The following is a 25,865-nucleotide window of genomic DNA, read 5'->3' on the forward strand; positions in this document are numbered from 1 at the left end:
GCCCGCAATTTTACATTTATCATTTTGAATATGTATATCTGATCCTTATCAAAATCAGTGTAATCAACCTTCACTTCACGATCGATGATGTAATTTTTATTATCTATTGACAGTACACCTTTCTGTGTCAAAAAACCGGTCCCATTACCATATAAAAATAAAAAAAATTTTTCATTTAAATTGGCTAGATCAGTGTTATTAACTTTTCTACGTGAAGTTAACTCACCCGCACATCGGATCTCGATATTATTTTTTTTATTACTCACATTGATAATTTTAAATAATACCATTGACAAAACAATGGAAAGTAATGAAAGCGTAATATATAACCAATAGTTCTTTTTCATCGATTTACACCAATGTTGTTTAATATACTTCTGCAGTTTTTAGTTTTGTTATTTTTGTCTAAGCCACATATGCCTATAAAACTAATTTGTGTGTCTTGACTGCCACTACGTGTTTTTTTGTAGTAAATATTCCCCTTCGCGATGTCGCAATTAATGATTTCTTTGTTGATATCTTGTTTGGCTATATCAATATAATTCTCACCTACATCTATTGGGAGATCTCCCAATGCATAAACGTCACATTTTCCAACGCTATAAAGAAATGTTGTTTTTTCATGGCGTACGTTTAGGTGTTTGAATGTAATAAAAGCTTCATAAGAAGCGTAGCTACAGAGGAAAACGAATGTCATGCATATAACGAATTTTTTTATTTGTTGGTATTTTGGCCTTGTGAAAATAGTTTTATCAGCGGGGTGCTTTAATTGCGCCTCACTTTCATTAATAGGAAAAACATTATTTTCACTCTGTTTAATTACTGGCTCTACAGCACCCTCGAAACGAAAACCTACTTTAGGAATGGTGATGATAATCTTTGGATCCCTTCCCAAGGATTCAAATGATTTTCGAATCTCGCTTACAGCGACATTGAGGCTATTGTTTGAACGTGTAAAACCATAATCCTCCCATACCCTTTTCAATAAATCTTCCCGATGAAGAGTCTCATTGCTGTTAGTAACCATTTCAAGCAGCAGTCGCGCCGCTTGGTTTGATAGTGTGATTTCATGATTGCTATCGTTGAGTAATGACAGTTGCTTGTCTGCAGGTGAATATATGATGGTAAAGTTTATAACGTATTTCAATGACTTAATTCCAAACAGATTAAGATTTTTCTTAAAAAAATAGATCTATAGATTTTCCATTTGCCCGTCAATGGTTTTATTTAAAAGGAGTGAATGATCTATCCTCTGTTTTTAAAGAGGTATTAACTGCTGCTTCGTGTGTTTTTTTTATTATTACTGGATATTAGTTATTATAATATGTGTTTTTACGGAATAAAAACCTTTTTAATGAAATAAATTAGTATAATGTTTTTTTTGTTTTTTTTATTCTCTATCATTGTCGTCGTTGTCACAGGGGTTCTCTGCTTGACTAGATGCGCAGTGTGACACGGGAAAACGGAGCTCAGATTACAAGAGGTCAATGTTGAGTTCTTCACTCATCGTAGGATGTGCTTATGGAGTGACTCATGCACTTGATGTATACACTTACAATCTGAACGGTACGGCGCTACGCACCAAAAAATAGATTAAGCCGCAAGCAATGGATTAAAAGATGGCCACTAAATATCGGATTTTATTCTTAGCAGTCATATTATTTTTATTTGGATGTAGTAGTAACAAAGAACATATATCAACTAAAACCTATGACAGAGTTAAATACACTGTTGTTAATAACACTCAATATAGCCTCTCTATAATTCGAAAAAATGTGGAGTGGGGTAGCTGGGTTTCCAAACCTCTATCAACTATTCAGCCTTATGGAAGGGATTCATTTTCTACCGGGACTAAGGATAATGTAAGATATTAAATTTATGGGGGAAGCTTTGATGTTTATTGGAACTTGCCGCATTGGGGTTCTGCTAAAAATCTTTTGCCGGTAAATGATCAATACAAATTGTACGATATATATCATTTAAATGATGCGAGAAACACATATACGGTCTACGTTAATGAAAAGAATGCAGCGAAAAATATAATGTTCTCATTATGTCAGACTCTCAACCTTTTCGTTTAGATACCAGCAGTAATAACCCAAACAAGGACCGTTCTAAATGGGAGTCATTTAATGAGGTGGTTTCAAGTAGCATAAAAGAGTTAAAAAATGATAAGAATTTCGCATTTGGGATTGTTAATGGTGATATCACTGAATTTGGCAGACGGGATAGCAGAGACAGTTTTGATAAAATTTACACATCTAAACTATCAAGCATACTTTTCATTGGCTTAGGGAATCATGACTATGCTAGTAATGTGGGTGGCTGCATGACGGCGGGTGAGCAGCTCTGATGGATGTGCATTATCAGCCGTATGGGATATGAATAATAGAATTAACAAATATAAGACAATGAACATGGGGGAATTTTCCTCGTATTTTGATAAATATAACAAAACAGGAAGTTTAGCTTATTCATGGGATTATGGGGATATGCATTATGTTCAACTCCAGAATTACCCGACTTACATTACTACGTTAAGCCCAATATTTGGTGCGGACACTAAAATAAAACCGTCACTATCATGGCTTGAAAAAGATTTGCAGAGTGCAGCTAATCGGGGCAAAACTATTATATTAAACTTCCATGATGCCAAGGGCCATTTTACAGATGAAAGTAGTGAAAATGAACTGAATAAATTCAAACAACTTCTGGAGAAATATAAAGTTCTTGCTATTTTTGTTGGTCATACGCATTCTGCAGGAAAGTCCGATTTATACGGGATCCCGCTATATAACAGTGGCGCTCTATTTAAAGGTAATTATTTAATGGCTACTGTTGATGGTAAGTGTATACAAGTTTCCAGATACAATGGGAGTTCTGGATAACCTAAGTTTATAGAACATTTCAGCTCTATTTTCGGAAAATTATAAAACTAAGGTTTCACGCCGGAACCTTAAATAAATAATCTTATATCTTGTAAAAGCGGTGATAAAACCGAGGTGATCAAGACGTTTAATGACAAATTCAGAAATAGATATTTTACTTTACAGAAAATAAAAGTAATAGATCAAAACTGACGATCGCAGTCAATCTTACCGATGCAATAAGTATTCAAGGCGTGATAAAAATTACACTATTTCAAAATGATGCATTAAGGCAGAATGACTCTTTCATGCTACTCATATTAATTTAATTAAACATTAAGGTATTAAATCAGCCTACCACGTATCAGCAAGAGCAGCAGGAAGGCGACCATAAAAAGGATAAGAGTTATATGTACAATACCGATAAGCTCCTAGATAAACTGAACCGCGGCATCAAAGATACTGATGCCCAGCCTGCCACTCTGCCGGACATTATGGGGCTCTCCTTCGCTGAGTTGCAGGCGCTGGCCGGCGACAGCCTGAGCTGGGACGAGAAACACTTTTTATATCAGCAGGCGCAGCAGGCGCTGAAAGAAAACCGGATGGCGGAATCCCGCATTCTCAGCCGCGCCAATCCCCAACTGGCAAACGCAGTACGCTTGGGTATCCGCCAGTCCTCCTTGCAGCGCAGCTATGATGACCTCTTCGGGGGGCGGGCCAGTAAATTTGTGAAACCCGGTTCGGTCGCGTCCATGTTCTCCCCGGCCGGCTACCTGACCGAGCTTTATCGCGAGGCCAGAAACCTCCATGCCGCCACCTCGGCCTATCATCTGGACAAGCGTCGTCCCGATCTGGCCTCACTTTCTCTGTCGCAAAACAACATGGATGACGAGCTTTCCACGCTGTCCCTGTCCAACGAACTGTTGCTGAATAATATCCAGGCGCAGGAAAACCGGGATTACGACGGGGTACTGGAAGTGCTCGCCACCTATCGCCAGACCGGGATGACGCCGTTCCATCTGCCGTACGAGACTTGCCGGCAGGCCGTGATGCAGCAGGATGAGGAGCTGGTTGCCTTCCAGCGTAACCCGGATGTCGCCGCACAGATGGATACCACCTCCATGCTGGCCATTAAAAACGGCATATCTCCAGAACTCTATAATATCCTCACCGAGGAAATAACCGAAGCCAATGCGGAAGAACTAATAATAAAAAACTTCGGGGAAAATATTGTTATCGAACATTTTAAAGATATGGATTATCTCGCCCACTACTATGGGCTGACGCATGATGAAATATCCACGGCGCTGGATTTTTTGATTGTAGGTGATGGCGTGGATGCTGACAGACAACACTACCGGAATAACCGATTGTTCGCACTGGTTGACTCAGGGAATGGTGAGAGAGAGATCGTTGTTATAACAAGAAAATACAAGCAACCATATAAGTTGGATTACCTTGAGGTAATTCCTCTTGGTAATGGATTTTGTCAAATTAATGTGTCTTATAGGTCTTATAACAAAAAATTCAACCAGCTATGGATAGGTACCGGTGATACGATTTCACCCCGAAATAATTTAGTTGACGAAGAGATTAAGGATTTCCGTCCCCATATTCCCAATAGTTATGTAGTGGAGTTCAGCTTTGACGAGAAAGAGTTCAAAATCTGGACAGGCCACGCAGACTTAAAAGAAGGTTTCTGTAATATCAAAGGAAGACTTACGTTTACAATTGACTCATGGCCTTACCATATTTACCTGTTGAAACTCAACAAACTCATCCGGCTTTATAAGGCAACCGGCATATCTTTATCTGATATTCACGCCGTTATTGATAACCATAATAATAACCTGTCCGTTAACGATGACGTGCTGAGTCAACTGTTCTGGGTGCAGCATTACATGCAGCGCTACGGCATTAATGTGTCCTCTGCTCTGGTGCTGGCCGGCAGCGTTATCAGTCAGATAAGTCACAACGGTCAACCCGACGCCTTTACCCGACTGTTCAATACCCCCCCATTGAACGGACAGACGTTTTATGCTGATGGTGCGACCATTAAACTCACGCCCACAGAGGTTACCGATTCTTTCCGCACCGGTGTCATGAAGCGCGCGTTTCAGGTCAACGATGCGGAACTGACCACCCTCTGGAACCTGGCACAGGGGAGCGCTACGCCGCCAGCCTTTACCTGTACCCTCGAGCATTTGTCCCTCCTGTACCGGGTAAAATTGCTGGCTGACGCTCATGGCCTGAGCGTGACCGAATTGGGTATGCTGCTGTCCGTGTCCCCTTATGCCACCACCCGTATCGCTGGCCTTTCCGGAACGGCGCTGAGCGAACTTGTCGGTTTCCTCGCCCTGTACACGCAGTGGCTGACGGTACAAGGCTGGACGGTCAGCGAGCTGTATCTGATGACCACCGACCGGTACAGCACCGCGCGGTCGCCGGAGATCGAGAATCTGGTGACCACGTTGAGAGACGGGATAGCCGGACTGGAGCCTGAGCGGCTGAATGAGACGGCGCTGATCGAGGCGGCCGCGCCTTATATTGCCGCCGCCACGCGGCTGGATTCAGCCGAACTGGCAACGGCTGTGCTGCTGTGGCTGGATCAGCTGAAACCGCAGAAACTAACGGTAAAAACCTTCCTGGCGCTGGTCAACAAAACCTCGCTGACGCCCGATGAGAGCATTCGGCTGGTGACGTTCTGTCAGGTGACGGGCCAGCTGGCGTTGCTCGTCCGCAGCCTCGGGCTGACCCCGGGGGAACTTTCGCTGGCCGTCACGCAGCCGGGGAGCCTGATCGCCGGCGTCAAGAGCCTGCCGCAGAATATTGCCACGATCCGTGCGCTGGCGAATTTTCACCACTGGCTGCAACGGTGCGGCGTCTCCGCCACGGAGATGCTGGCGGCGCTGGGCAACGGCGCGTTGACGCCAGCGCAGCTAGCGCAGGCCATGACGCTGGATGAGCAAATAGTCATCCAGGGGCTGATCCAACACGACAATCAGGCGGTGGTCTTCAGCGGCTGGCCGGCGATAGACGTCACGCTGCAATGGATAGACATGGCCACTGCGCTGGGCATCACGCCGGCCGGCGTCGCCGCGCTGATGAGCCTGAAGTACACCGATCCGGCTCAGCGGCCGTCCTACCGTGACTGGGTGGCCATCAGCCATACGCTTCAAAGCGGTCTCAACAGCCGGCAGACCCGCCAGTTGCAGACCACAGTGGATGAGGCGCTCGGCACCGCACTCAGCGCCTACGTGATTAAAAATACCGCCCCGTCCTGGGTCTCTGACCGCGACCAACTCTACAGCTGGCTTCTGCTGGACAACCAGGTGTCGGCGCAGGTGAAAACCACCCGGCTGGCGGAGGCGATCGCCGGCGTGCAGCTGTACGTGAACCGGGCATTGAGCGGCCAGGAAGAGGACGTGGAGTATACCGTCAAATCCCGGCAGTTCTTTACCGACTGGGACACCTACAACAAACGCTACAGCACCTGGGTCGGGGTGTCGCAGCTGGCCTACTACCCGGAAAACTACATTGATCCCACCGTGCGCCTTGGCCAGACGGGGATGATGGATGAAATGTTGCAGACTCTCAGCCAGAGCCAGCTGAACCGCGATACGGTGGAGGGGGCCTTTAAAACCTACATGACCCGCTTCGAAGACATTGCTAACCTGGATGTCATCAGCGGCTATCATGACAGCGTCAGCGATCAGGATGGCCTGACTTACCTTTTGGGCCGTTCGGACATCGGGGACTATTACTGGCGCTCGGCGAATATCGGGATGCTGTCAGGCGGGAAACTGCCCGCCAACGCATGGCGTGAATGGAAGAAAATCACCGTCGCGGTCTCCGCGGTCAATAATCTGGTCCGTCCGGTCGTCTTCCAGTCACGGCTCTATATCGTGTGGGTGGAAAGCAAGGAGGTTTCCACAACGAGCAGTACGCCGACCCTGTTTGTCGAGTGCACACTGAAATACGCCCATATTCTGCATGATGGCTCCTGGAGCGCGCCCGTGTCGGTGTCATTGAAGGCGGGCACGTTGCCGCTGAATAATGTTGATATTGACCATACCGGCATGTATTGCGCCCGTGATGTGGGGCAGGAGACACTGTATGTTTATTTTTATAAAAAACAAGCTACTTACAACAATATCCCTACGAGTATCTCAGGGGTGACCATCCAACCTGACGGCAGCGTTAAGGATGTCACCGGAAATATCTCATCAGAAAATGTCGGGTATATTTATAAACAGATGGATACCCTGACGGAAGTCCGGTTCAATACGCTTTATATGCACGGTGAAACGCACATCAGCATATCCGCCCCTAAAAAGACCGACTTTGAGTGGGGAGCGGGACAGTTTTCTCGCTTCAGTAATGGTGAGGTAGCTTCTTTAACCGCTGCCATCTCCGGCGATAAGGTTATCCTGAGCTTTATGGCACGTACTAATTTGTTATTTCAGCCGCCAAAGGGGTCTCGTGCTGAAAAACAGATTCGGATAATGAAGGAAATTGGATTGCAGACAGGGGAGTTTTTCCTGGCGGACAGTTGTATTACCAGTTACGTCGGTGTAGCAGAGGTAGTGACGGCACCTGTTGGCCCTAACGCATATAACGTATATATTTGGTGCAGTGAAGGGTATCTTTATCTTGATAATGGGCCATTCTATCTTGATCGTTACTATAGGTGGGATAGAACGTCTTACCCAACAACGAGAATGGAAAACACCACCGAGACTATCTGGGTATCTGAGCGAGATAATTATGGCACCAGTCCTGAGGTCGTTTTCGTTGACAGAGTCAATCCTTTCTACCCAATCCAGCCTAACTTTGAGTTCACGGACTTTAAGCGGTTTAGCACCCAAATTAGTGATAATGGCGTCAGTCTGACGGTGAGCGGCGGGGCGAAGGGCTATTTCGATAAGCCTTCCAGAGCGCCCCTTCTGGATGAGGTGCGATTCGAATTTAACGCCGGCTCAGTGAATATTCCCTTAAGAGACTTCGACAATCAAAAAAACCATTCTCTCGCTATCGACTTTACCTTCAGCGGTAAAACCGTCGATGGGCGAAAACTGGGGCGTGAGGGTATTCAGGTCACCTTAACCAAGGGAGTCACCTCCTCATTGCCGATCATTTCATTGCATCGCACGGCATCGTACGCGCAATATCTGCAGTACGGTGTTTATCGCACCCGAGTCAATACGCTGTTCGCAAAGCAGCTGGTTGCCCGGGCGAGTCACGGGCTGAACAGCGTACTGTCAATGACAACCCAGCAACTGCAGGAGCCTCAGCTCGGTAAGGGATTCTACGCAGATTTTGTACTGCCGCCGTATGATAAAAAGGTTCATGGCAACAGCCGGGCCTTCACCCTTAATCTTAAGCATGTGGTGGATAACGATGCACATATCATCTATTCAGGCATGCTTTCCGGCCACACCTTACCGGTCAGGGTGTTTGTCCCCCTTGATGAAACGCCGCTCAATCAGGACTATATCGCCAAGGTGTTTTTGCGCACGGAAAAACAAGGCGACGGTACCGGGAAAGGCGCTCATTTTAGCTATGCGAACAGCGCCAAGACCGCGGTAAAATTAAACGAAAAAAACAATGACATTTCGATGTTCAGCGATGTGCTGATACGGAATGGTCAGACAACCGAGCCCATGGATTTTAACGGTGCCAACGCCCTCTATTTTTGGGAGATGTTTTACTACGTCCCGATGATGGCATTCAGGCGTCTCTTGCAGGAAAATTGCTTCAGTGACGCCACGCAGTGGATAAAATATATCTGGAGTCCCGAGGGCTACATGCTGGATGGCCAGCCTGCCCCCTACCAGTGGAACGTCCGCCCGCTGGAAGAGGAGACCACCTGGAATGCCAACCCGCTGGATTCGGTCGATCCGGATGCGGTGGCGCAGGCCGACCCGATGCATTACAAGGTGGCCACCTTTATGGCGCTAATGGATCTACTGCTGGCCCGCGGCGATGCGGCTTACCGCCAGCTGGAGCGCGATACCCTTAACGAAGCCAAAATGTGGTATGTGCAGGCGTTGTCCCTGCTCGGCGACGAGCCGTTCCTGCCGACGGGAGGCAACTACTGGAGCAATCCTTCCCTGCGCGAGGCGGCCGACCCGGCCCGACAGCTCCGTTCCCGGCAGGCGCTGGAAGCGGTACGCTGGCAGACCGCTGAGCGGGAAGGCGATACCGCCAATTCGCTGACCGATCTCTTCTTGCCGTCGCAAAACACCAGGCTGGCCGGTTACTGGCAGACGCTGGCCCAGCGTCTGTATAATCTGCGGCACAACCTGTCCATTGACGGTCTGCCGCTGTCAGTGGAGATTTACGCGGCATCGGCGGATCCGTCCGCGCTGCTCAGTGCGGCGGTGAATACGTCACAGGGCAGTCGCACATTACCTCACGCGGTGATGCCGCTGTACCGTTTCCCGGTGATGCTGGAAAGCGCCCGGAGCATGGTGAGTCAGCTGATGCAGTTTGGCGCCACCCTGCTCGGTATCACCGAACGCCAGGACGCCGAAGCCCTAGCGGAGTTGCTGCAGACGCAGGGAGCCGAACTGGTACTGCAGAGCCTGACGCAGCAGGAGAAAACCCTCGCGGAAATTGACGCCGACCAGAGCGCGCTGGAAGAAAGCCGCCGCGGAGCACAGTCGCGCCTTGACAGCTACACCGCCCTGTACGACGAGGATGTCAACACTATTGAAAAGCAGGTCATGGATCTGTACACCCGTTCCTCCGCTATCGCCGCCGGAGCCGAGGCCTTATTTATGGCGGGTGCCGCGCTGGATATGGTACCCAATATTTATGGCATGGCGGTGGGCGGATCGCGGTTTGGTGCGCTTTCCAATGCCTTTGGGATTGGGACGCGGATCGCCTCTGACACTACACGTATTAAGGCAGACCACCTCGGCCAGTCTGAAACTTACCGTCGTCGTCGTCAGGAGTGGGAGATCCTGCGTAATAATGCCGCGTCTGAAGTGAAGCAGATTGATGCCTCCCTGACCGCGCTGGCGGTACGTCGCGAGGCGGCGGTGCTGCAGAAAACCTATCTGGAAACCCAGCAGAACCAGGCACAGGCGCAGCTGGCCTTCCTGCAAAACAAGTTCACCAACAAGGCGCTGTACAACTGGCTGCGCGGCAAACTGTCCGCCATTTACTACCAGTTCTACGACCTGACGGTATCCCGCTGTCTGATGGCGCAGGAGGCGTATCAATGGGCGCTGGATCTTGATTCAGCCACCTTTATCCGCCCCGGCGCCTGGCAAGGCAACTACGCCGGACTGATGGCCGGCGAAACGTTGATGCTGAGTCTGGCGCAGATGGAGCAGGCTTACCTGCAGAAAGACCAGCGCGAGAAAGAGGTGACGCGCACGGTCTGCCTGTCGGCGGTCTATGCGGAACTGCCCGGTGGGGGCTTTGCGCTAGCCGACAAACTCAGCGAGCTGATCAGCGCTGGTAAGGGCAGCGCGGGGACCGATGAGAACGGTCTGAAGGTGGAGGGGAACCGGCTGCGGGCGACGCTGAAGCTGTCCGGTTTGAACATCCGCAGGGATTATCCGGAAGAATTGGGCAAGAACCGCCGGATCAGGCAAATCAGCGTCACGCTACCGGCGCTGGTTGGGCCGTATCAGGACGTGCGGGCGATGCTCAGTTACGGCGGCAGTGTGGTGATGCCGCGCGGCTGTAACGCCATTGCCCTTTCTCATGACATGAACGACAGCGGCCAGTTCCAGCTCGACTTCAACGACAGCCGCTGGCTGCCGTTTGAGGGCATTCCGGTGGACGATACCGGCACACTGGTGCTGAGCTTCCCGGATGCGACCGATCGGCAGCAGACGCTGTTGCAGAGCCTGAACGACATTATTCTGCACATCCGTTACACCATCCGTTCTTAATCCAGATATTTTTAAATACAGGCCCCATCGGGGCCTGTAAGGAATTGTTACATGCAAAATACAGAACCTTTGCAGATTGAAACCCCGTCACTGCCCAAAGGCGGCGGGACACTCCGGGGCATGGGGGAAACCTTTACCGGGGGCGGCCCTGATGGGATGGCTACGCTGTCATTACCGCTGCCGATTTCCGGCGGGCGCGGCACGGCCCCTGCGCAGTCTCTCACCTACAGCAGCGGCAGCGGCAATGGGGCTTTTGGCATGGGGTGGCACTGTGCTTCCATGGCGATCAGCCTGCGTACCTCACACGGGGTGCCGCGTTATGAGGGCAACGATACCTTTTTATGCCCGATGGGCGAGGTGATGCAGGTTGCCCCGAATGAACGGGGTGAGCCGGATATCCGTACCACGAACCAGTTGCAGGACATCACGTTAGATGAGAGCTGGCAGGTGACCCGTTATCAGCCCCGTATCGTTCATGATTTCAGCCGGCTGGAGTACTGGCAGCCCGCACAAAACCCTACACAAAAACCCTTCTGGGTGATGTTCAGCCCGGAGGGCCAAGTCCATCTCTTTGGCAAAAATGCCCACGCCCGGGTGGCCAATCCGGCTGAAGATAGCCAGATTGCTCAGTGGCTACTCGAAGAAACCGTGACGCCCACCGGTGAGCATATTTATTATCAATACCGTGCCGAAGATGACGCCGGCTGCGATGAGCCTGAAAAAGAACAGCATCCATTATCCGCTGCACAGCGCTATTTATTGCAGGTTCACTACGGCAATATCACGCCACAGGCGAGCCTGTTTGCCCTGGATAAGGCGCTGCCTGCCAATGACCAATGGCTGTTCCATCTGGTGTTTGATTACGGTGAACGGGCAGGCTCGCTGTATGAAGTGCCTGCGTTTCAGGCAGGATCGGCAAGCTGGACGGCTCGCCCCGATTGTTTCTCCCGTTTTGAATACGGCTTTGAAATCCGTACCCGCCGTTTGTGCCGGCAGGTGCTGATGTTCCATCGCCTGAATGCGCTGGCGGGTAAAAATGAGACCGGCGAAGTGCCTGCATTAATCTCACGTCTGATGCTAAGTTACGATCCCAATCACAGTATCAGTACTTTGGTTTCTGCCCGTCAGGTGGCCCATGAAAATGACGGGACGCCCGTCACCCTGCCGCCGCTGGAGTTGGATTATCAACGGCTGGATACGGCATCGTTGCCGGCCTGGCAGCCCATGCCGCAGTTGGACAAATTAAATCACCTACAGCCGTATCAGTTCGTTGACCTGTATGGCGAAGGCTTACCGGGCATCCTTTATCAGGACGCGCCCCATGCGTGGTGGTATCGCTCTCCCCGACGTGACACCCGGGTGGAAGAACACAATGCCGTGGCCTATGGGGAGATAAAACCGCTGCCGCAGATCCCCGCCCAGCAGAATAATGCCTCACTGATGGACATCAACGGGGATGGCAAGCTGGATTGGGTCGTCACCTCTGCCGGAGTCAATGGCTATCACACGATGGCGCCAAACGGACAGTGGTCTCCTTTTGTCCCGTTATCCGCTTTGCCGGTCGAGTATTTTCACCCGCAGGCACAACTGGCCGACCTGACTGGCGCGGGACTGGCTGATTTGGTCATGATCGGGCCACGCAGTGTGCGCCTGTACGCTAACCAACCAACGGGCTGGAAAAAAGGCAGCACGGTTATCCAGTCCGACGGGATGACATTACCGATCCCCGGCGCGGATGAACGAAAACTGGTCGCCTTTGCCGATATGCTGGGTTCTGGTCAGCAACATCTGGTGGAGATTGCCGCTGACGGCGTGACGTGTTGGCCTAATTTCGGACACGGCCGTTTTGGGCAACCCATCAAGCTGGAAGGTTTTGCGGTTTCAGCCAAAAATTTTAATCCCGACCAAGTGTATTTGGCCGATATAGAGGGTTCCGGCACTACCGATATTCTCTATGTCCACAGCACCTATCTGGAGCTGTTTATGAATGAGAGCGGCAATCAATTTGCGGCACCGGTGCGTATCAATCTGCCTGAGAATGTCCGGTTTGACCGGACGTGCCAGTTACATATTGCTGATACGCAGGGGTTGGGCGTATCCAGCATTATTCTGACTGTTCCCCATAGGACTGTGCAGCACTGGCGGTTGGATATGACTCAACACAAACCCGGGTTGCTGAATACCATCAACAACAATATGGGCGCGGAGACCACGTTATTTTACCGCAGTTCAGCGCAGTTCTGGCTGGATGAAAAACACCAGGCCGAAAGCGTGGGGCGTTCTGTGACCAGTTATCTGCCCTTTCCCATCCACGTGTTGTGGCGCACTGAAGTACGGGATGAAATCACGGGTAATCGACTGACGTCAATACAGGAATACGCCCATGGTGCCTGGGATGGCCGGGAACGGGAGTTTCGGGGATTTGGCCGGGTCAGCCAGAAAGATACCGACAAGCTGGCACAGGCAACCGATTCGTCAGTCACCGATCCCCTGTCGCCCGCCATCACGATCAGCTGGTTTGCCACCGGGGTTCCCACCGTTGATGCCCTGCTGGCGGAGGAATTCTGGCACGGTGACCAACAGGCTTTTCCGCCCTTTACCTGCCGTTTTACGCATTTTGACCCTGATAAAGAACAGGATGTCACTTTTAACCCACCCACGGAGGAGGCTTACTGGCTGCACCGGGCGTTAAAAGGCCAACCGTTACACAGTGAGGTCTATGGCGATGATGGCACCGCGCAGGCGGGTATTCCCTATACCGTTATGGACAGTCGGCCCCAGGTTCGGCTTCTGACGGGTTTGCCGGGGAATTCACCGACAGTCTGGCAGAGTGTGATTGAACAGAGAACCTGGCAGTACGAACGTATTGCTGAAGATCCGCAATGCCATCAGCAGGTAGTACTGAGCAGTGACCGTTACGGTTTCCCACGGGAGACCGTCGAGATTGCTTATCCCCGTCGCCCTAAGCCCGCTGTCTCGCCTTACCCGGATACGCTGCCGGCGACGTTATTCGACAGCAGCTATGATGATCAGCAACAGCAATTGCGGCTTACCCGGCAACGGCAACGTTACCATCATCTGACTGATACGGAATATCAGGTACTGGGACTAACTGATGTCGCGCGAAGCGATGCCTGGGCCTATCCGGCAGCGCGGGTACCCCGTGAAGGTTTCACCCTGGAGGACTTGCTGGCAGAGAACAGCCTGATAGCCCCGGGGACACCCCTGACCTATGTGGGGCACCAACGCGTGGCTTATACCGGAACGACCGGAACCGAAGAAAAACCGACCCGACAGGCGCTGGTGGCTTATACCGAAACCGCGGTTTTTGATGAGTTGGCCTTGCAGGCCTTTAATGGCGCATTGAGTCCTGAAGCCCTGGAAAAGAAATTAATCGAGTCGGGTTATCTGCATGTTTCACGCCCGCTTAATACGGGAGCTGAATCGGCGGTCTGGGTCGCCCGTCAGGGATATACCGATTACGGCGGAGCTGAGGCGTTTTACCGTCCGTTGGCCCAGCGGACGACGGTGCAAATTGGGAAAAATACTCTCCATTGGGATACCCATTATTGTGCCGTCATTCGCATACAGGATGCGGCCGGTCTGTACACAGACACAACCTATGATTACCGCTTCCTGACCCCCGTTCAGATAACCGATGCCAATGATAATCAGCAACACATCACGCTGACCGCGCTGGGGCAGGTGTCCTCCGGCCGGTTCTGGGGTACAGAGGCAGGCACTGCGCAGGGTTATACCCCGCCTGAAAACCGCCCATTTACGCCACCGTCCTCAGTGGCGGAAGCCCTCGACTTGAAACCGGATCTTCCGGTCGCCAACTGCCTGGTCTATGCGCCGCTGAGTTGGATGCCGTTGGCGCACACCTGTCAGGAATATATAGCCGGCTTTACGGGGCAGGCACTGCTTGACGCGGGGGTAGTGACAGAAGATAAGCGGGTTTGTGCGCTGGGTTTCCGTCGCTGGGTGCAACGTCAGGGCATTGTGCTGAATGGGCAGGCATTGGCCGATTCACGGGAACCCGTCCATGTCCTGACGCTGGCCACTGACCGTTATGACACTGATCCTGAGCAGCAACTGCGCAAGAGCGTCACTTACAGCGACGGTTTCGGGCGTTTATTGCAAAGTGCAGTCTACCATGCGCCGGGAGAAGCCTGGCAACGCGCGGCAGATGGCTGCCTGATCACGGACGCGAAAGGGGCGCCCCTCGTAGCCCATACGGCAACCCGCTGGGCGGTTTCAGGCCGGACAGAGTATGACGGTAAAGGGCAACCCGTCCGAACTTACCAGCCCTTTTTCCTGGATGCCTGGCAGTACCTCAGCGATGACAGTGCACGGCAGGATTTATATGCCGATACACACCGCTATGACCCGCTCAGCCGGGAATACCAGGTGAGAACAGCCAAGGGGTATTTGCGTCAAAACCTGCTGACCCCCTGGTTTGTCGTGAATGAGGATGAAAACGACACACTCTCTTAATTAACACGATAACGTTAAATAATCACACCTTCCTGCCAGGTACGGGGGAAGGTTAAGGACTCTATCAAGGAAAAGGCTTATGACTGTAAACAGAGGCGATAACCTGCATCAAAAAACGCCGGAAGTGACTGTCCTGGATAATCGGGGGCTGACCGTTCGCGAGCTCCGTTATCACCGCCACCCGGATACACCCGCTAAAATTGATGAACGGATCACCCGCCATCGGTTTACGCTCGCAGGTCAGTTGGCGCACAGCATTGACCCGCGCCTGTTTGACTTACAACAGACGGATAATACCGTTAATCCTAATATGGTTTATGAGACGGCACTGACAGGCGAAGTGGTGCGCATAAGAAGTGTCGATGCGGGTAATACCCTGATGCTGAATGATATTACGGGGCGCCCCGTACTGGCCATCAATGCAACCGATGTCACCCGTACATGGCAATATGAGCATGAAACCTTACCCGGCCGCCCACTCAGTATCACCGAACAGCCTGCTGACGAAGCAATTCGTATCACGGAACGTTTTGTCTGGGCGGGGAACAGTCAGGCGGAGAAAAACAGCAACCTGGCCGGGCAATGCGTGCGTCACTATGACACCGCCGGACTGAACCAGACGGACAGTATTGCGCTCAACGGCATACCGCTGTCCGTCACGCGTCAACTGCTGCCGGACGGGACGGACGCAGACTGGCAGGGAGACAATGAACCCGCCTGGAACGACCGGCTGGCACCGGAAAGCTTCACCACCCTGAGCACGGCGGATGCCACGGGCGCACTGCTGACCAACACAGATGCGATGGGTAACATACAGCGACTGGCGTATGACGTAGCAGGCCTGCTGACCGGTAGCTGGTTGCAGCTTGCGGGCGGGACAGAGCAGGTTATCGTGAAATCCTTGGCGTATTCCGCCGCGGGTCAGAAGCTACGCGAAGAGCACGGCAACGGCGTAGTGACCACCTACACCTACGAACCGGAGACTCAGCGCCTTGTTGGCATAAAAACCGAACGCCCATCGGGACATGCACAGGGGGCGAAGGTGTTGCAGGACCTGCGTTATGAATATGACCCGGTGGGGAACGTGCTGCATATTACCAACGATGCGGAGTCTACCCGCTTCTGGCGCAACCAGAAAGTGGTGCCGGAGAACACATATGTCTATGACAGCCTATATCAGCTGGTCTCCGCCACCGGACGGGAGATGGGCAATATCGGTCAACAAAGCACGCTGTTACCCACCCCTTCCCTCATTGATAGCAGTACCTACAGCAACTATTCCCGCACCTATAATTATGACCGTGGGGACAATCTGACGCAGATACGTCACAGTGCCCCAGCCACTGGCAACAGTTACACCACGGACATCACGGTCTCAGATCACAGCAACCGGGCAGTATTGAGCACGCTGACGAATGACCCGGCAAAGGTGGATGCGCTGTTCACGACGGGCGGGCAGCAGAACCAGCTGCTGCCGGGACAGAACCTCGTCTGGACGCCGCGCGGTGAGCTGCTAAAGGTGACACCCGTGGTACGTGACGGGCAGCCATCCGACCATGAATCATACCGTTACGATAGCGGCAACCAGCGTGTTATCAAAACGACCACACAGCAGACAAGTAACAGCACGCAGACGCAGCGCACACTGTACCTTCCCGGGCTTGAGCTGCGAACCACGACAAACAGCGGTACGGTAAAAGAAGCACTGCATACCCTGATAGTGGGCGAAGCGGGTCGGGCACAGGTACGGGTGCTGCACTGGGAGAACGGCAAGCCGAACGATATCAGTAACAATCAGATGCGCTACAGCTACGATAACCTGGTGGGCAGCAGTGGTCTGGAGGTGGACGGAGACGGAAATCTCATCAGCCTGGAAGAATACTACCCGTACGGAGGCACAGCGGTGTGGACGGCGAGGAGCCAGACGGAAGTGGGTTATAAAATTGTTCGTTACTCGGGTAAGGAGCGGGATGCGACAGGGTTGTATTATTACGGCTACCGGTATTACCAACCGTGGGCAGGGCGATGGCTGAGTGCGGATCCGGCTGGGACAGTGGATGGGATAAATCTGTTCAGAATGGTCAGGAATAATCCAGTTAATTACTACGACGAACAAGGTACCATTTCCTTACCCATTGATGTGTTTAACTCAATGACTATTAGTGCTGAAGGGACACATGGAAATAGAAAAAATGAGATATCCCGTTTATATGGAAACAAAGGGGTACCTAAAGATGATACAGGTACGAGGCCTGCATTAAGTTCTGAGCATACCATTCTTCATACAGTCTCAGCCCATGGGCGAGGCCGAGGACCTAATATACACGCGACGGGGCCTTTAAAGCAGGCTATTAATAACATTGAAAAATTAGGACATGCCTATCAAGAATTCGATAAGGCTCATCGTAAACACATCGGCAGTAACAATGGAAGATTTTATAAAAATACTGTTCATCCAATGACGGAGGCAGAATATCTCACCAAATTAACAGTTACCAACGATTATCTGACATACGCCGATACACAGCGCTCATTATTGCTCAACAATGATGTCTCATCGGCAATTCAAATAAACCAAATGGCCTATTTTGATGACTCAGATCATAAGCTAGCTAATGATGATAAGGTAGCTTATTTAGTAAAAAACAATAGGGAATCACAAAAAACGAATGATTCTTTTTATCACTCCGTAAGCGTAAAAGATACCTATTACTATTTAAAAAATGATTCTGAAGTAGCGAGTGTTGATGTAACAGACACCAATAAGATAGAAATGGTACTGTCCAGACTTATGGGAGTGCTTGGAAGAATCCCATCGAATAAAGAGCTTAAGAATGTGTTGGCTCAACATAATGTGACCGTCCCAGGCGGGATGTTTTCATTATTAAATGATCCTGACTTTGCAAACAAAAGCATATTTAACCCTACAGTAACTGCTTATGTAAGTAAAAATGCAAAAAACAAGGCCAAAAAACAAGCCAGGAAAAATGCTGCGAAGAGTTAACTATCATTAAATACTTTAGTCGTTACTCCCTGCCCTATAATTATCTATAGCACCTCGTTTTGAGGTGCTTATATTAAAGGTCTGGTACTTTATTTACAGTAAATAAAGAATTATTTTCATTACTTATCGTACAGTTCACCGTAAGCAACCTATCAGCAGTTAACCTCCATCTTTATTTCTTCACAAGCGTTGCACTTGTATCATAGTAATTATGGTGGTTAGCTTATTATATGAATCTACGCCTTAATTCGGTAAGCGGACGGTGAATTACACCTTTCTCTCCGTCATCTCCCAGGGCAGGAGTTTTTCTAAATCCGGAGTTGGCTGGCATAACTCATCCAGGCAAGTCATGACATAATCGAAGGGGATCAGCCCATTGGCTTTTGCTGTTTCAATGACGCTATAGAGGATCGCACTCGCCTGTGCATCGTGCGGAGTATGGCTGAACAGCCCCGCCTTTTGCCCGATGACAAACGGTTTGATCGCTCTTTCCGCCCGGTTATTGTCAATCGACAGCCGTCCATCCTCCCGTACGCTTACCGATCTGGTTGGCGAGCTGCACCAGCAAAGCGTCCAGTTCAAAAGCCTGACCGACCCCATCGACACCGACACGCTATCAGGCCGGTTTTTCTTCCACGTCATGGCCAGCCTCACCGAAATGGAGCGTGAGCTGATCGTCGAGTGCACCCGTGCCGGGCTGGATGTCGCCCGTCAGCTTGGCCGCAAGGGCGGTCGCAAGCCCAAGATGACAGACAGCAAGATCGAGTCGGCCAAGAAACTGCTGACCAGCGGTGTTCCACCCAAGGACGTCGCTAAGAACCTTGGCGTATCAGTTCCTACGCTGTACCGATGGGTGCTGGCACCAACGCACGCTTAGCGAATGAAAGGGACTTTCCCTCGATTGGGTTACTGTATTGATTTTCCGTGCCATCATGGGGAGTAACCAAAATTTGACGCTCAATTTAATTGAGGATCTAAAATATCGATTACTTTAGTTAAGACTTCATCAACGACATTAGGTTCAGCTTGTGCTGAATAGGTAGCTTTGTGTTCATTCAAATCAAGTGAACGAATCTGGTAGCAAAGCGCAACACCGGTAATTTTTCCGGTATCGGTACTTGAGCCATCTAGATATACGGTAATAGCTTCAGAACGTGCTAGCCCTCCACCACTGATAATTGGAACACAAAGTACAGTGCCTAACTTTTGATTCAGTGCAAATTCAGAGATAACCAGATAGTAATGGACCCCTTTAAACTCTCTGCCGCTAATGGGATCGCCGTTAGCATGCCTGATTTCACCTTTGCTTGGGACGTTCCTTCTACGCACCATTAAATCACCTCATTACCAACAGGATGAGAATTTAGATCGTCGCCTGTTGCTTCGTTGAAAGTCCGCACTTCTGTTTCATCAATGCCCTGCAACAATTCAGAAAGAGACTTCCTGTCTCTGGCTATTCTATCTGTTGGTGTGATGCTTATTCCGTCGCCTGACGTTTTTACATCCAATTTTGTACCTACTGACCACCCCGTTGCTGCTACAACGTCACTAGGGATTGTGGCAACTACTGCCCCGCCCTGTTGACGTAAACGTGTTATTGCCATAATAACCTCCAATCAATGTGTAACTTTATCTCACAAAGTCACACTTTTTGCTTTAAATAAGGCTCCCAACAGAATGAGGAAAAAATAGTACGCTAAACACCTAGGCTCACCTGGTGATACAGGCGATTTTCTTGACTCAGAGAACAAGATTTATACATCTTCATGTTGCTTTAGGGTTTAAGTCCAATGGCGCAGTTTTATAGACGGCCAAAGTCACCGCGCAGGCTGGCATTGGGGCCGATATAGACCTGTTTGCCAATAATCACATCACTGATTAAGACAGCGGTCGGGTGGACAAAACTGCTAACCACCAAAACGGCGGTAATACGCTGCTGTCGGTTGCGGAAGTGTGCCAATGGTGGTTTCACAGCGTTCGCTGACGTAACGTGTCGCCGCAAAGTCTATTCGTTGGTAGATATTGGTACACAAGTTACGGGCAACCTGCCCTTCCCATTGTGCTGGCAGCAAAGCATCCGGCAGCAGCGGATCGCGCAGCACCACACGGCGGTAAAAGTGAATAAGCAGCAGACGCAACTGGAAGCTGCGTTCTGGTGTCAGGTCGGCGTCACTGCAATCTTGCAGCAGCTTCATTAAGGGACGGAATGAGACGATAAACTCGTGATAGTGTTTTACCACCTGATCCAGTGACCAACTGGCCGATACCCGCTCTTTCAGGCTTTGTTCTGAGCGGGGATAGGGATAGTCTGCCCGAAAATAGATCACGGAATCACTGGCGTTGAGTTCGCCAAGCAGGGCGGGAATATCACTTTGCGCGCTGCTTGGTGCCGCCATCAGGGTACTGTTGAGTTGGCCGAAGCCAAGCCAGCTTAGTTCTTTTTTCAGGCGGTTGCGTTCTTCTTTGGTTGTGCCTTCCAGCAGCAATAGATCCCATTTGCCATCCCACTCAGGCTGTTCGCTCAGGTAGATTTTGCTCTCGGCATGGCGGAATTGATTCATGCCACGCTCGGTGATGCGGTAGTAGCTGCGACGGCCGATTTTTTCTACCGCCAGCCAGCCCTCTTTTTGCAAGCGAAAGACGGATGTCCGCACAAAACGGTCACTGAACCCCATCGGCTCCAGAAGGAGGCTCAGACTGCCCAACCATACTTCACCACCACGGTGACTGAGGGCATCCCCAAACAGAGAGATGATCAGCGATGTTCCACTGATGGGCTGGGCATCAAGGGCGTGTCGGATAAAGTCGTCGAGTTTGTGTGCCATTTTTTCCATTATCTGCTCGCAAATGTGTCATGCCATTAGCATAACCGGAGAAATATACCCTGCAACTTGAAATAGTCTCAACGGTGGCGAATGATTACTCATGCTGGCGGTGGTCGATCACTCTGACCGCCTTGCCTTCTGAGCGGGGTATGTCTCCGCAGTTGACGATACTGACCTCTGTACTCAGCCCTATCATGGATTTGATGTGATGACGCAACTGGTGGCAGATGTCGCAGCGTTGTTGAGCGTCAAGCCGCTCCGGCTCTTTTAGCTCGACCTTGACTGACAGGCAGTCATAATTGCCTGTGCGGTTCACTTCTAACTGGTAATGAGGCGACAGCTCTTTGAAGCGGATGATCTGTTCTTCTACCTGTGATGGGAAGACATTGATGCCACGGATAATCAGCATGTCGTCAGAGCGTCCGGCGATCCTGTCCATACGACGCATATGACGGGCAGTCCCCGGCAATAAACGGGTCAGATCGCGGGTGCGGTAACGGATCACGGGCATGGCTTCTTTGGTCAGGGTCGTGAAAACCAGTTCGCCGGATTTGCCATCCGGTAACACGTTCAGGTTGTCAGGATCAATCACTTCCGGATAGAAATGATCTTCCCAAATGGTGGAACCGTTAGCGTGTTCCACCGATTCCATCGCGATCCCCGGCCCCATGACTTCGGACAGGCCGTAAATATCCAAGGCTTTGATGCCCATGCGCGTTTCAATTTCGCGGCGCAGCGCTTCTGTCCAAGGCTCCGCGCCGAAAATGCCAACACGCAGGGAGCATTTGCTGGCATCTCCGCCCATCCGCTGTTCCAGCGCATCCAGTAAAGTCAGGCAGTAGGAAGGGGTCATCATGATGACGTCGGGTTTGAAGTCCAGAATCAGTTGAGCCTGTTTTTCGGTCTGACCGCCGGACATGGGGATCACGGTGGCGCCCAGACGTTCAGCCCCGTAGTGTGCTCCCAACCCTCCGGTAAACAGGCCGTAGCCATAGGCGACGTGAACTTTGTCTTTGGCACTTGCCCCGGCAAAGCGCAGGCAACGGGCGACCAGATTAGCCCAATGGTCGATATCCCGCTGGGTATAACCCACTACGGTAGGATGCCCTGTGGTGCCCGATGAGGCATGGATGCGCACGATTTGTTCCATCGGAACGGCGAAAGTATCGAACGGGTAGTGATCCCGTAGATCCTGTTTGGTGGTGTAGGGAAATTTGGTGATGTCCTCAAGTTGCTTGAAATCACTGGGATGGATGCCGGCGGTGTCAAATTTGCGGCGGTACATGGGCACGTTGTTGTAGGCGTGATGGAGCGTCCATTTTATCTGTTCAAACTGGTGCGCCTGAATTTCGTCACATGAAGCAAACTCAATGGAATCGGGGTGTTGTACGTTGTTGCTCATAGTTTCCTGTCCCTTTGTTGATTTGTTTGTAACAGGTTGTTGTTGTTTTTATGTGCAGGTGTGGGTTATTTGCCAATACCCGATATAAGTTGTTGCCGTTACGATACGCGTTCAATAATCATGGCGATCCCTTGCCCTACGCCGATGCACATCGTGCACAAGGCATAGCGGCCGGCACGCCGTTCCAGTTCCAGAGTGGCAGTCAGCGCCAGACGTGCTCCGCTCATGCCCAATGGATGGCCCAATGCAATCGCGCCACCATTCGGGTTGACCTGTTCTGCATCATCCGGCAACCCCAACTGACGCATGACAGCCAGTGACTGCGCAGCAAAGGCTTCATTGAGTTCAATGACATCCATCTGGTTCAGGCTCAGGCCAGTGAGCTCCAGTACCTTGCGGGTGGCTGGCAGTGGCCCGATCCCCATAATGCGAGGTTCAACGCCGCAGGTAGCGGTTGCGATAATGCGCGCCCGGGGTGTCAGCCCCTGCTGCAAGGCGGCCTTCTCTGAGGCGATGATGAGTGCCGCCGCACCATCATTGACGCCAGAGGCGTTGCCGGCGGTGATTGTGCCGTCAGCCCGGAAGGGGGTTTTCAGCCGTTGCAGTTGTTCGAATGTCGTCTCTGGTCGTGGATGTTCATCCTGTGAGACGATGGTTGGCGTGCCTTTTTTGTCTGTAGAGGGCAGGGTAATGGGGGTGATTTCTTCCGCCAGAATACCCCGTTGTTGGGCGCTGGCGGTGCGTTGCTGGCTGCGTAGGGCGAAGGCATCTTGATCGTCACGGCTGATGTGAAACTGGGCGGCAACATTTTCCGCAGTTTCTGGCATGGAGTCTGTGCCAAACTGCTGCTGCATCAGGGGATTGATAAAGCGCCAGCCAAGGGTGGTATCAAAGATCTGTGCTTGGCGGCTGAATGGGCTGTCGGTTTTACCCATGACGAAAGGTGCACGGGTCATGGATTCGATACCGCCCGCCAGCATCAGTTGCGCTTCGCCGGCTTTAATACCACGGGCGGCGAAGGCCAAGGCATCCAGACCGGAGCCGCACAGCCGATTGAGGGTGGTCGCCGACACCGAATAGGGTAACCCTGCCAGTAAAACCGCCATGCGTGCCACGTTGCGGTTATCTTCCCCCGACTGATTTGCGCAACCCAGAATGACGTCATCAATCTGTTGCCAATCCAGCGAGGGATAACGTGCCAGTAATGCCTGTAGCGGCAGAGCGGCCAGATCGTCAGCCCGTAGGCCGGAAAGAGCCCCGCCATAACGCCCGATAGGTGTACGGATGCCGTCGCAGATAAACGCATGGGTCATGATTGTTGCTCTCCCTGACTCTCTTTCAGAATAGAATGACCGAGACGATGGGCGTGACCACGAAAGAAGGCCACGATTTTGCCGTCCTGATTGATAATTTTGACGTCATACAAGCCTGTGGTTTTGCCCTGATGCTGCATAAAAGCGGTGGCTGTCAGGTGGTCACCGCTAAAGGCCGGGCGGATAAAATCAATGCTGCAACCGGATGCCACCGCCGCCAGCCCTTCGCTGTTGCAGGCATAGGCGAAGGTGGTATCGGCCAGACTGAACAGGATGCCACCATGACAGCTTTGATGGCCGTTGAGCATGTCGGGTTTAATGGTCATGCTCACTTGGGCGACCCCTGTATCAACATGGTCGATGTGCATTCCCATATTCTGGGCGCAGGCATCTTTGGCATACATGGCTTCAATGCAGCGCTGAGCCAGTTGGCTGGAAGTATTAGCGGACATGGTTGCGCTCCTTATTTTGATTTTGATCTCGCTGGAGATGCAGCGTTACATAGCCTGCCGCCAGTTGGCGTAACAGAGGTGCAGGTCGGTAGCGGGGTTCACCATAAAATTGCTGTAAGTTTTCCAGTGTGCTGAGAATGTGTCGCCAGCCCAGTTGTTCCCCCCATGCCAACGGGCCGATGGGGTAATTAACGCCGTAACACATCGCCAGATCGATATCTTCGGCGCTGGCGATGCCTTTATTGATGGCATCCAGTGCTTCGTTGCACAACATGGCCACGGTACGCATTGTCAGTAAGGCAGGGTAATCCGGCAGGAGAATCACCTGCTTGCCGAGAGATTGCAGGAAACTGATCACTTTTGTCGTCTGCGACTGGGCGTTCTGGCAGGCCGAGCTAAGAGTGATGATGGAGGCAGTCTGGTGATTGGCGGCAAGATCAAACTGTACCACTGGTGCCCTGATTTCATCAGCAAGCTGTGCGCTGGTTTTACCCTGTGTCAGCGTTAATATAACGTCATCAAGCTGTAATGCTGGCGGTTGGGAGCCGGTATTTTTGCTTTCTTCGAGGGCGATTCCATATTGTTGTAACAACGGTTTTAACAGTGCGGCAAAATGTGGCAGAGTTCCCCAATCGCCCGTTGCCTGAATCCGCGTAGGCCGTATTTGCTCTTGGAGGGTTTCCAACCGGGGTAATGGCTGATGTTTTTCTTTGCCATCATAAACATAAAACCCCCGACCGCGCTTACGTCCCAGATGATCGGCTTCTACCAGCTCTTTTTGTCGCAGTGAAGGCTGGAAGCGCGGATCACCGTGAAATGCGTGGAACAGGGATTCGGTCACGGCATAATTAACGTCATGACCAATCAAATCGGTAAGCTGTAACGCCCCCATCGCAAAACCACCAGATTCTTTCATCACTGCATCCAGTGTGGCGGGAGAAGCAATGTTTTCTTCCAATGCGCGCAAGGTTTCCGCATAAAACGGGCGGGCGATGCGGTTGACGATAAAACCCGGCGTAGAGCGGCAGACTACAGGCTGTTTTTGCCAATCGGTGACGAGACTTTTGAGTGCGGCTATCGTTTGAGAAGATGTTTCCAACCCCTGAACGATTTCCACCAGCTTCATCAGTGGCGCGGGGTTGAAAAAATGTAGCCCCGCCATGCGTTGGGGTGAAGCCAGCACACGGGCAATGGCGGTAATCGATAGCGATGAGGTGTTGCTGGCAAAAATGGTTTCGGCTGAACAGAGCGGTTCCAGTTGGCGGAACAGGTTCTGTTTGACCTCCAGTTGTTCGATAATCGCTTCAATCACCAGTGCGCTCGGTGCCAGTGCCTGTAAGGAGTCAACCTGTGTGATGCGCTGCAATAGGGCCTGGGTTGCGCCAGCTTCTGCTTTGCCTGCCTCCACACGCTGATGCAGACGGGTGTGCAAAGTCTCCAGTGCACGCTGTGCCGCTTCATTATTCACATCAAACAGCAGGACGGAATGCCCTGCTTGAGCGGCGACTTGCGCAATGCCGATCCCCATCGTTCCCGCGCCAATGACGGCAATCGGGCCGTGAAGGAGCGGACGATGATGTGCTGGCGTGTTCATG

At 51.4% G+C, this 25,865-nt stretch carries 14 protein-coding genes and 3 pseudogenes; 6 read left to right on the forward strand and 11 right to left on the reverse strand.

The window, feature by feature from the left end; genetic code table 11:
* Both PSI22_RS03030 and PSI22_RS03035 read right to left on the reverse strand, forming a co-directional pair.
* The coding region (locus PSI22_RS03030) for a hypothetical protein (protein ID WP_273578543.1) at window positions 1-347 on the reverse strand (347 nt) is incomplete at its 3' end.
* The gene (locus PSI22_RS03035) at window positions 344-1,147 is read right to left on the reverse strand and encodes a winged helix-turn-helix domain-containing protein (RefSeq protein ID WP_273578544.1); all 804 of its coding nucleotides are present in this window, start codon (window positions 1,145-1,147) and stop codon (window positions 344-346) included. The genes PSI22_RS03035 and PSI22_RS03030, both read right to left, overlap by 4 nt.
* 906 nt (window positions 1,148-2,053) lie before the next feature.
* On the opposite strand from PSI22_RS03035, the gene PSI22_RS03040 reads away from it, so the two are divergent.
* From PSI22_RS03040 to PSI22_RS03060, 5 genes are all read left to right on the forward strand, one after another.
* Window positions 2,054-2,353, forward strand: coding sequence for a hypothetical protein (locus PSI22_RS03040; protein WP_273578545.1), 300 nt, complete (start codon window positions 2,054-2,056; stop codon window positions 2,351-2,353).
* On the forward strand, window positions 2,340-2,888 hold the full coding sequence (locus tag PSI22_RS03045; RefSeq protein ID WP_273578546.1) for a metallophosphoesterase: 549 nt from the start codon (window positions 2,340-2,342) through the stop codon (window positions 2,886-2,888). Before PSI22_RS03040 ends, PSI22_RS03045 begins: the two co-directional genes overlap by 14 nt.
* 389 nt (window positions 2,889-3,277) lie before the next feature.
* The gene (locus PSI22_RS03050; RefSeq protein WP_273578547.1) at window positions 3,278-10,777 is read left to right on the forward strand and encodes a Tc toxin subunit A-related protein; all 7,500 of its coding nucleotides are present in this window, start codon (window positions 3,278-3,280) and stop codon (window positions 10,775-10,777) included.
* 51 nt (window positions 10,778-10,828) lie between these two features.
* Entirely contained in the window at window positions 10,829-15,274 is a 4,446-nt protein-coding gene (locus PSI22_RS03055) for a SpvB/TcaC N-terminal domain-containing protein (protein WP_273578548.1), read from the forward strand.
* 79 nt (window positions 15,275-15,353) lie between these two features.
* Window positions 15,354-18,278, forward strand: coding sequence for an RHS repeat domain-containing protein (locus PSI22_RS03060; protein WP_273578549.1), 2,925 nt, complete (start codon window positions 15,354-15,356; stop codon window positions 18,276-18,278).
* A 267-nt stretch (window positions 18,279-18,545) separates the two neighbouring features.
* On the opposite strand, the pseudogene PSI22_RS03065 reads toward PSI22_RS03060, so the two are convergent.
* Window positions 18,546-18,806: pseudogene (locus PSI22_RS03065) on the reverse strand (IS66 family transposase); the annotation flags it as partial.
* Between PSI22_RS03065 and PSI22_RS03070 the strand changes: the two are divergent.
* Window positions 18,802-19,155 (forward strand): annotated as a pseudogene (locus tag PSI22_RS03070) (recombinase family protein); the annotation flags it as partial. The pseudogenes PSI22_RS03065 and PSI22_RS03070 overlap by 5 nt on opposite strands.
* An 80-nt stretch (window positions 19,156-19,235) precedes the next feature.
* Here PSI22_RS03070 and PSI22_RS03075 read toward each other — a convergent pair.
* The 8 genes and pseudogenes from PSI22_RS03075 to PSI22_RS03110 form a co-directional block, all read right to left on the reverse strand.
* Window positions 19,236-19,610, reverse strand: coding sequence for a type II toxin-antitoxin system PemK/MazF family toxin (locus PSI22_RS03075; RefSeq protein WP_273578550.1), 375 nt, complete (start codon window positions 19,608-19,610; stop codon window positions 19,236-19,238).
* The gene (locus tag PSI22_RS03080) at window positions 19,610-19,882 is read right to left on the reverse strand and encodes an AbrB/MazE/SpoVT family DNA-binding domain-containing protein (RefSeq protein ID WP_273578551.1); all 273 of its coding nucleotides are present in this window, start codon (window positions 19,880-19,882) and stop codon (window positions 19,610-19,612) included. The genes PSI22_RS03075 and PSI22_RS03080 overlap by 1 nt, the downstream gene beginning before the upstream one ends.
* 200 nt (window positions 19,883-20,082) lie before the next feature.
* Window positions 20,083-20,208 (reverse strand): annotated as a pseudogene (locus PSI22_RS03085) (phenylacetic acid degradation protein PaaY); the annotation flags it as partial.
* The gene (paaX, locus tag PSI22_RS03090; RefSeq protein WP_273578640.1) at window positions 20,186-21,103 is read right to left on the reverse strand and encodes a phenylacetic acid degradation operon negative regulatory protein PaaX; all 918 of its coding nucleotides are present in this window, start codon (window positions 21,101-21,103) and stop codon (window positions 20,186-20,188) included. The pseudogene PSI22_RS03085 and the gene paaX, both read right to left, overlap by 23 nt.
* 94 nt (window positions 21,104-21,197) lie before the next feature.
* Window positions 21,198-22,505 (reverse strand): phenylacetate--CoA ligase PaaK, encoded by a 1,308-nt coding sequence (gene paaK / locus PSI22_RS03095; protein ID WP_273578552.1) that lies wholly within the window; start codon window positions 22,503-22,505, stop codon window positions 21,198-21,200.
* A 98-nt stretch (window positions 22,506-22,603) separates the two neighbouring features.
* Window positions 22,604-23,818 carry a 3-oxoadipyl-CoA thiolase gene (gene pcaF, locus PSI22_RS03100; protein WP_273578553.1) on the reverse strand — a complete coding sequence of 405 codons (1,215 nt, stop codon included), beginning with the start codon at window positions 23,816-23,818 and terminating at the stop codon, window positions 22,604-22,606.
* On the reverse strand, window positions 23,815-24,270 hold the full coding sequence (gene paaI, locus PSI22_RS03105; protein WP_273578554.1) for a hydroxyphenylacetyl-CoA thioesterase PaaI: 456 nt from the start codon (window positions 24,268-24,270) through the stop codon (window positions 23,815-23,817). The genes pcaF and paaI overlap by 4 nt, the downstream gene beginning before the upstream one ends.
* Complete coding sequence (locus PSI22_RS03110) at window positions 24,260-25,864, reverse strand: 3-hydroxyacyl-CoA dehydrogenase (protein ID WP_273578555.1); 1,605 nt, start codon at window positions 25,862-25,864, stop codon at window positions 24,260-24,262. The genes paaI and PSI22_RS03110 overlap by 11 nt, the downstream gene beginning before the upstream one ends.
* Between the last annotated feature and the right edge of the window lies 1 nt (window position 25,865).

The sequence above is a fragment of the Xenorhabdus aichiensis genome (assembly GCF_028598775.1).
GTDB classification, from domain to species: Bacteria; Pseudomonadota; Gammaproteobacteria; order Enterobacterales; family Enterobacteriaceae; genus Xenorhabdus; species Xenorhabdus bovienii.

What these genes read in the sequence shown, in the direction of transcription:
- PSI22_RS03040 (WP_273578545.1), top strand. Translation starts at nt 2,054, where the DNA reads ATGTCAGACTCTCAACCTTTTCGTTTAGATACCAGCAGTAATAACCCA.
- PSI22_RS03050 (WP_273578547.1), top strand. Translation starts at nt 3,278, where the DNA reads ATGTACAATACCGATAAGCTCCTAGATAAACTGAACCGCGGCATCAAA.
- PSI22_RS03055 (WP_273578548.1), top strand. Translation starts at nt 10,829, where the DNA reads ATGCAAAATACAGAACCTTTGCAGATTGAAACCCCGTCACTGCCCAAA.
- PSI22_RS03060 (WP_273578549.1), top strand. Translation starts at nt 15,354, where the DNA reads ATGACTGTAAACAGAGGCGATAACCTGCATCAAAAAACGCCGGAAGTG.
- PSI22_RS03075 (WP_273578550.1), bottom strand. Translation starts at nt 19,610, where the DNA reads ATGGTGCGTAGAAGGAACGTCCCAAGCAAAGGTGAAATCAGGCATGCT.
- PSI22_RS03080 (WP_273578551.1), bottom strand. Translation starts at nt 19,882, where the DNA reads ATGGCAATAACACGTTTACGTCAACAGGGCGGGGCAGTAGTTGCCACA.
- paaX (WP_273578640.1), bottom strand. Translation starts at nt 21,103, where the DNA reads ATGGCACACAAACTCGACGACTTTATCCGACACGCCCTTGATGCCCAG.
- paaK (WP_273578552.1), bottom strand. Translation starts at nt 22,505, where the DNA reads ATGAGCAACAACGTACAACACCCCGATTCCATTGAGTTTGCTTCATGT.
- pcaF (WP_273578553.1), bottom strand. Translation starts at nt 23,818, where the DNA reads ATGACCCATGCGTTTATCTGCGACGGCATCCGTACACCTATCGGGCGT.
- paaI (WP_273578554.1), bottom strand. Translation starts at nt 24,270, where the DNA reads ATGTCCGCTAATACTTCCAGCCAACTGGCTCAGCGCTGCATTGAAGCC.
- PSI22_RS03110 (WP_273578555.1), bottom strand. Translation starts at nt 25,864, where the DNA reads ATGAACACGCCAGCACATCATCGTCCGCTCCTTCACGGCCCGATTGCC.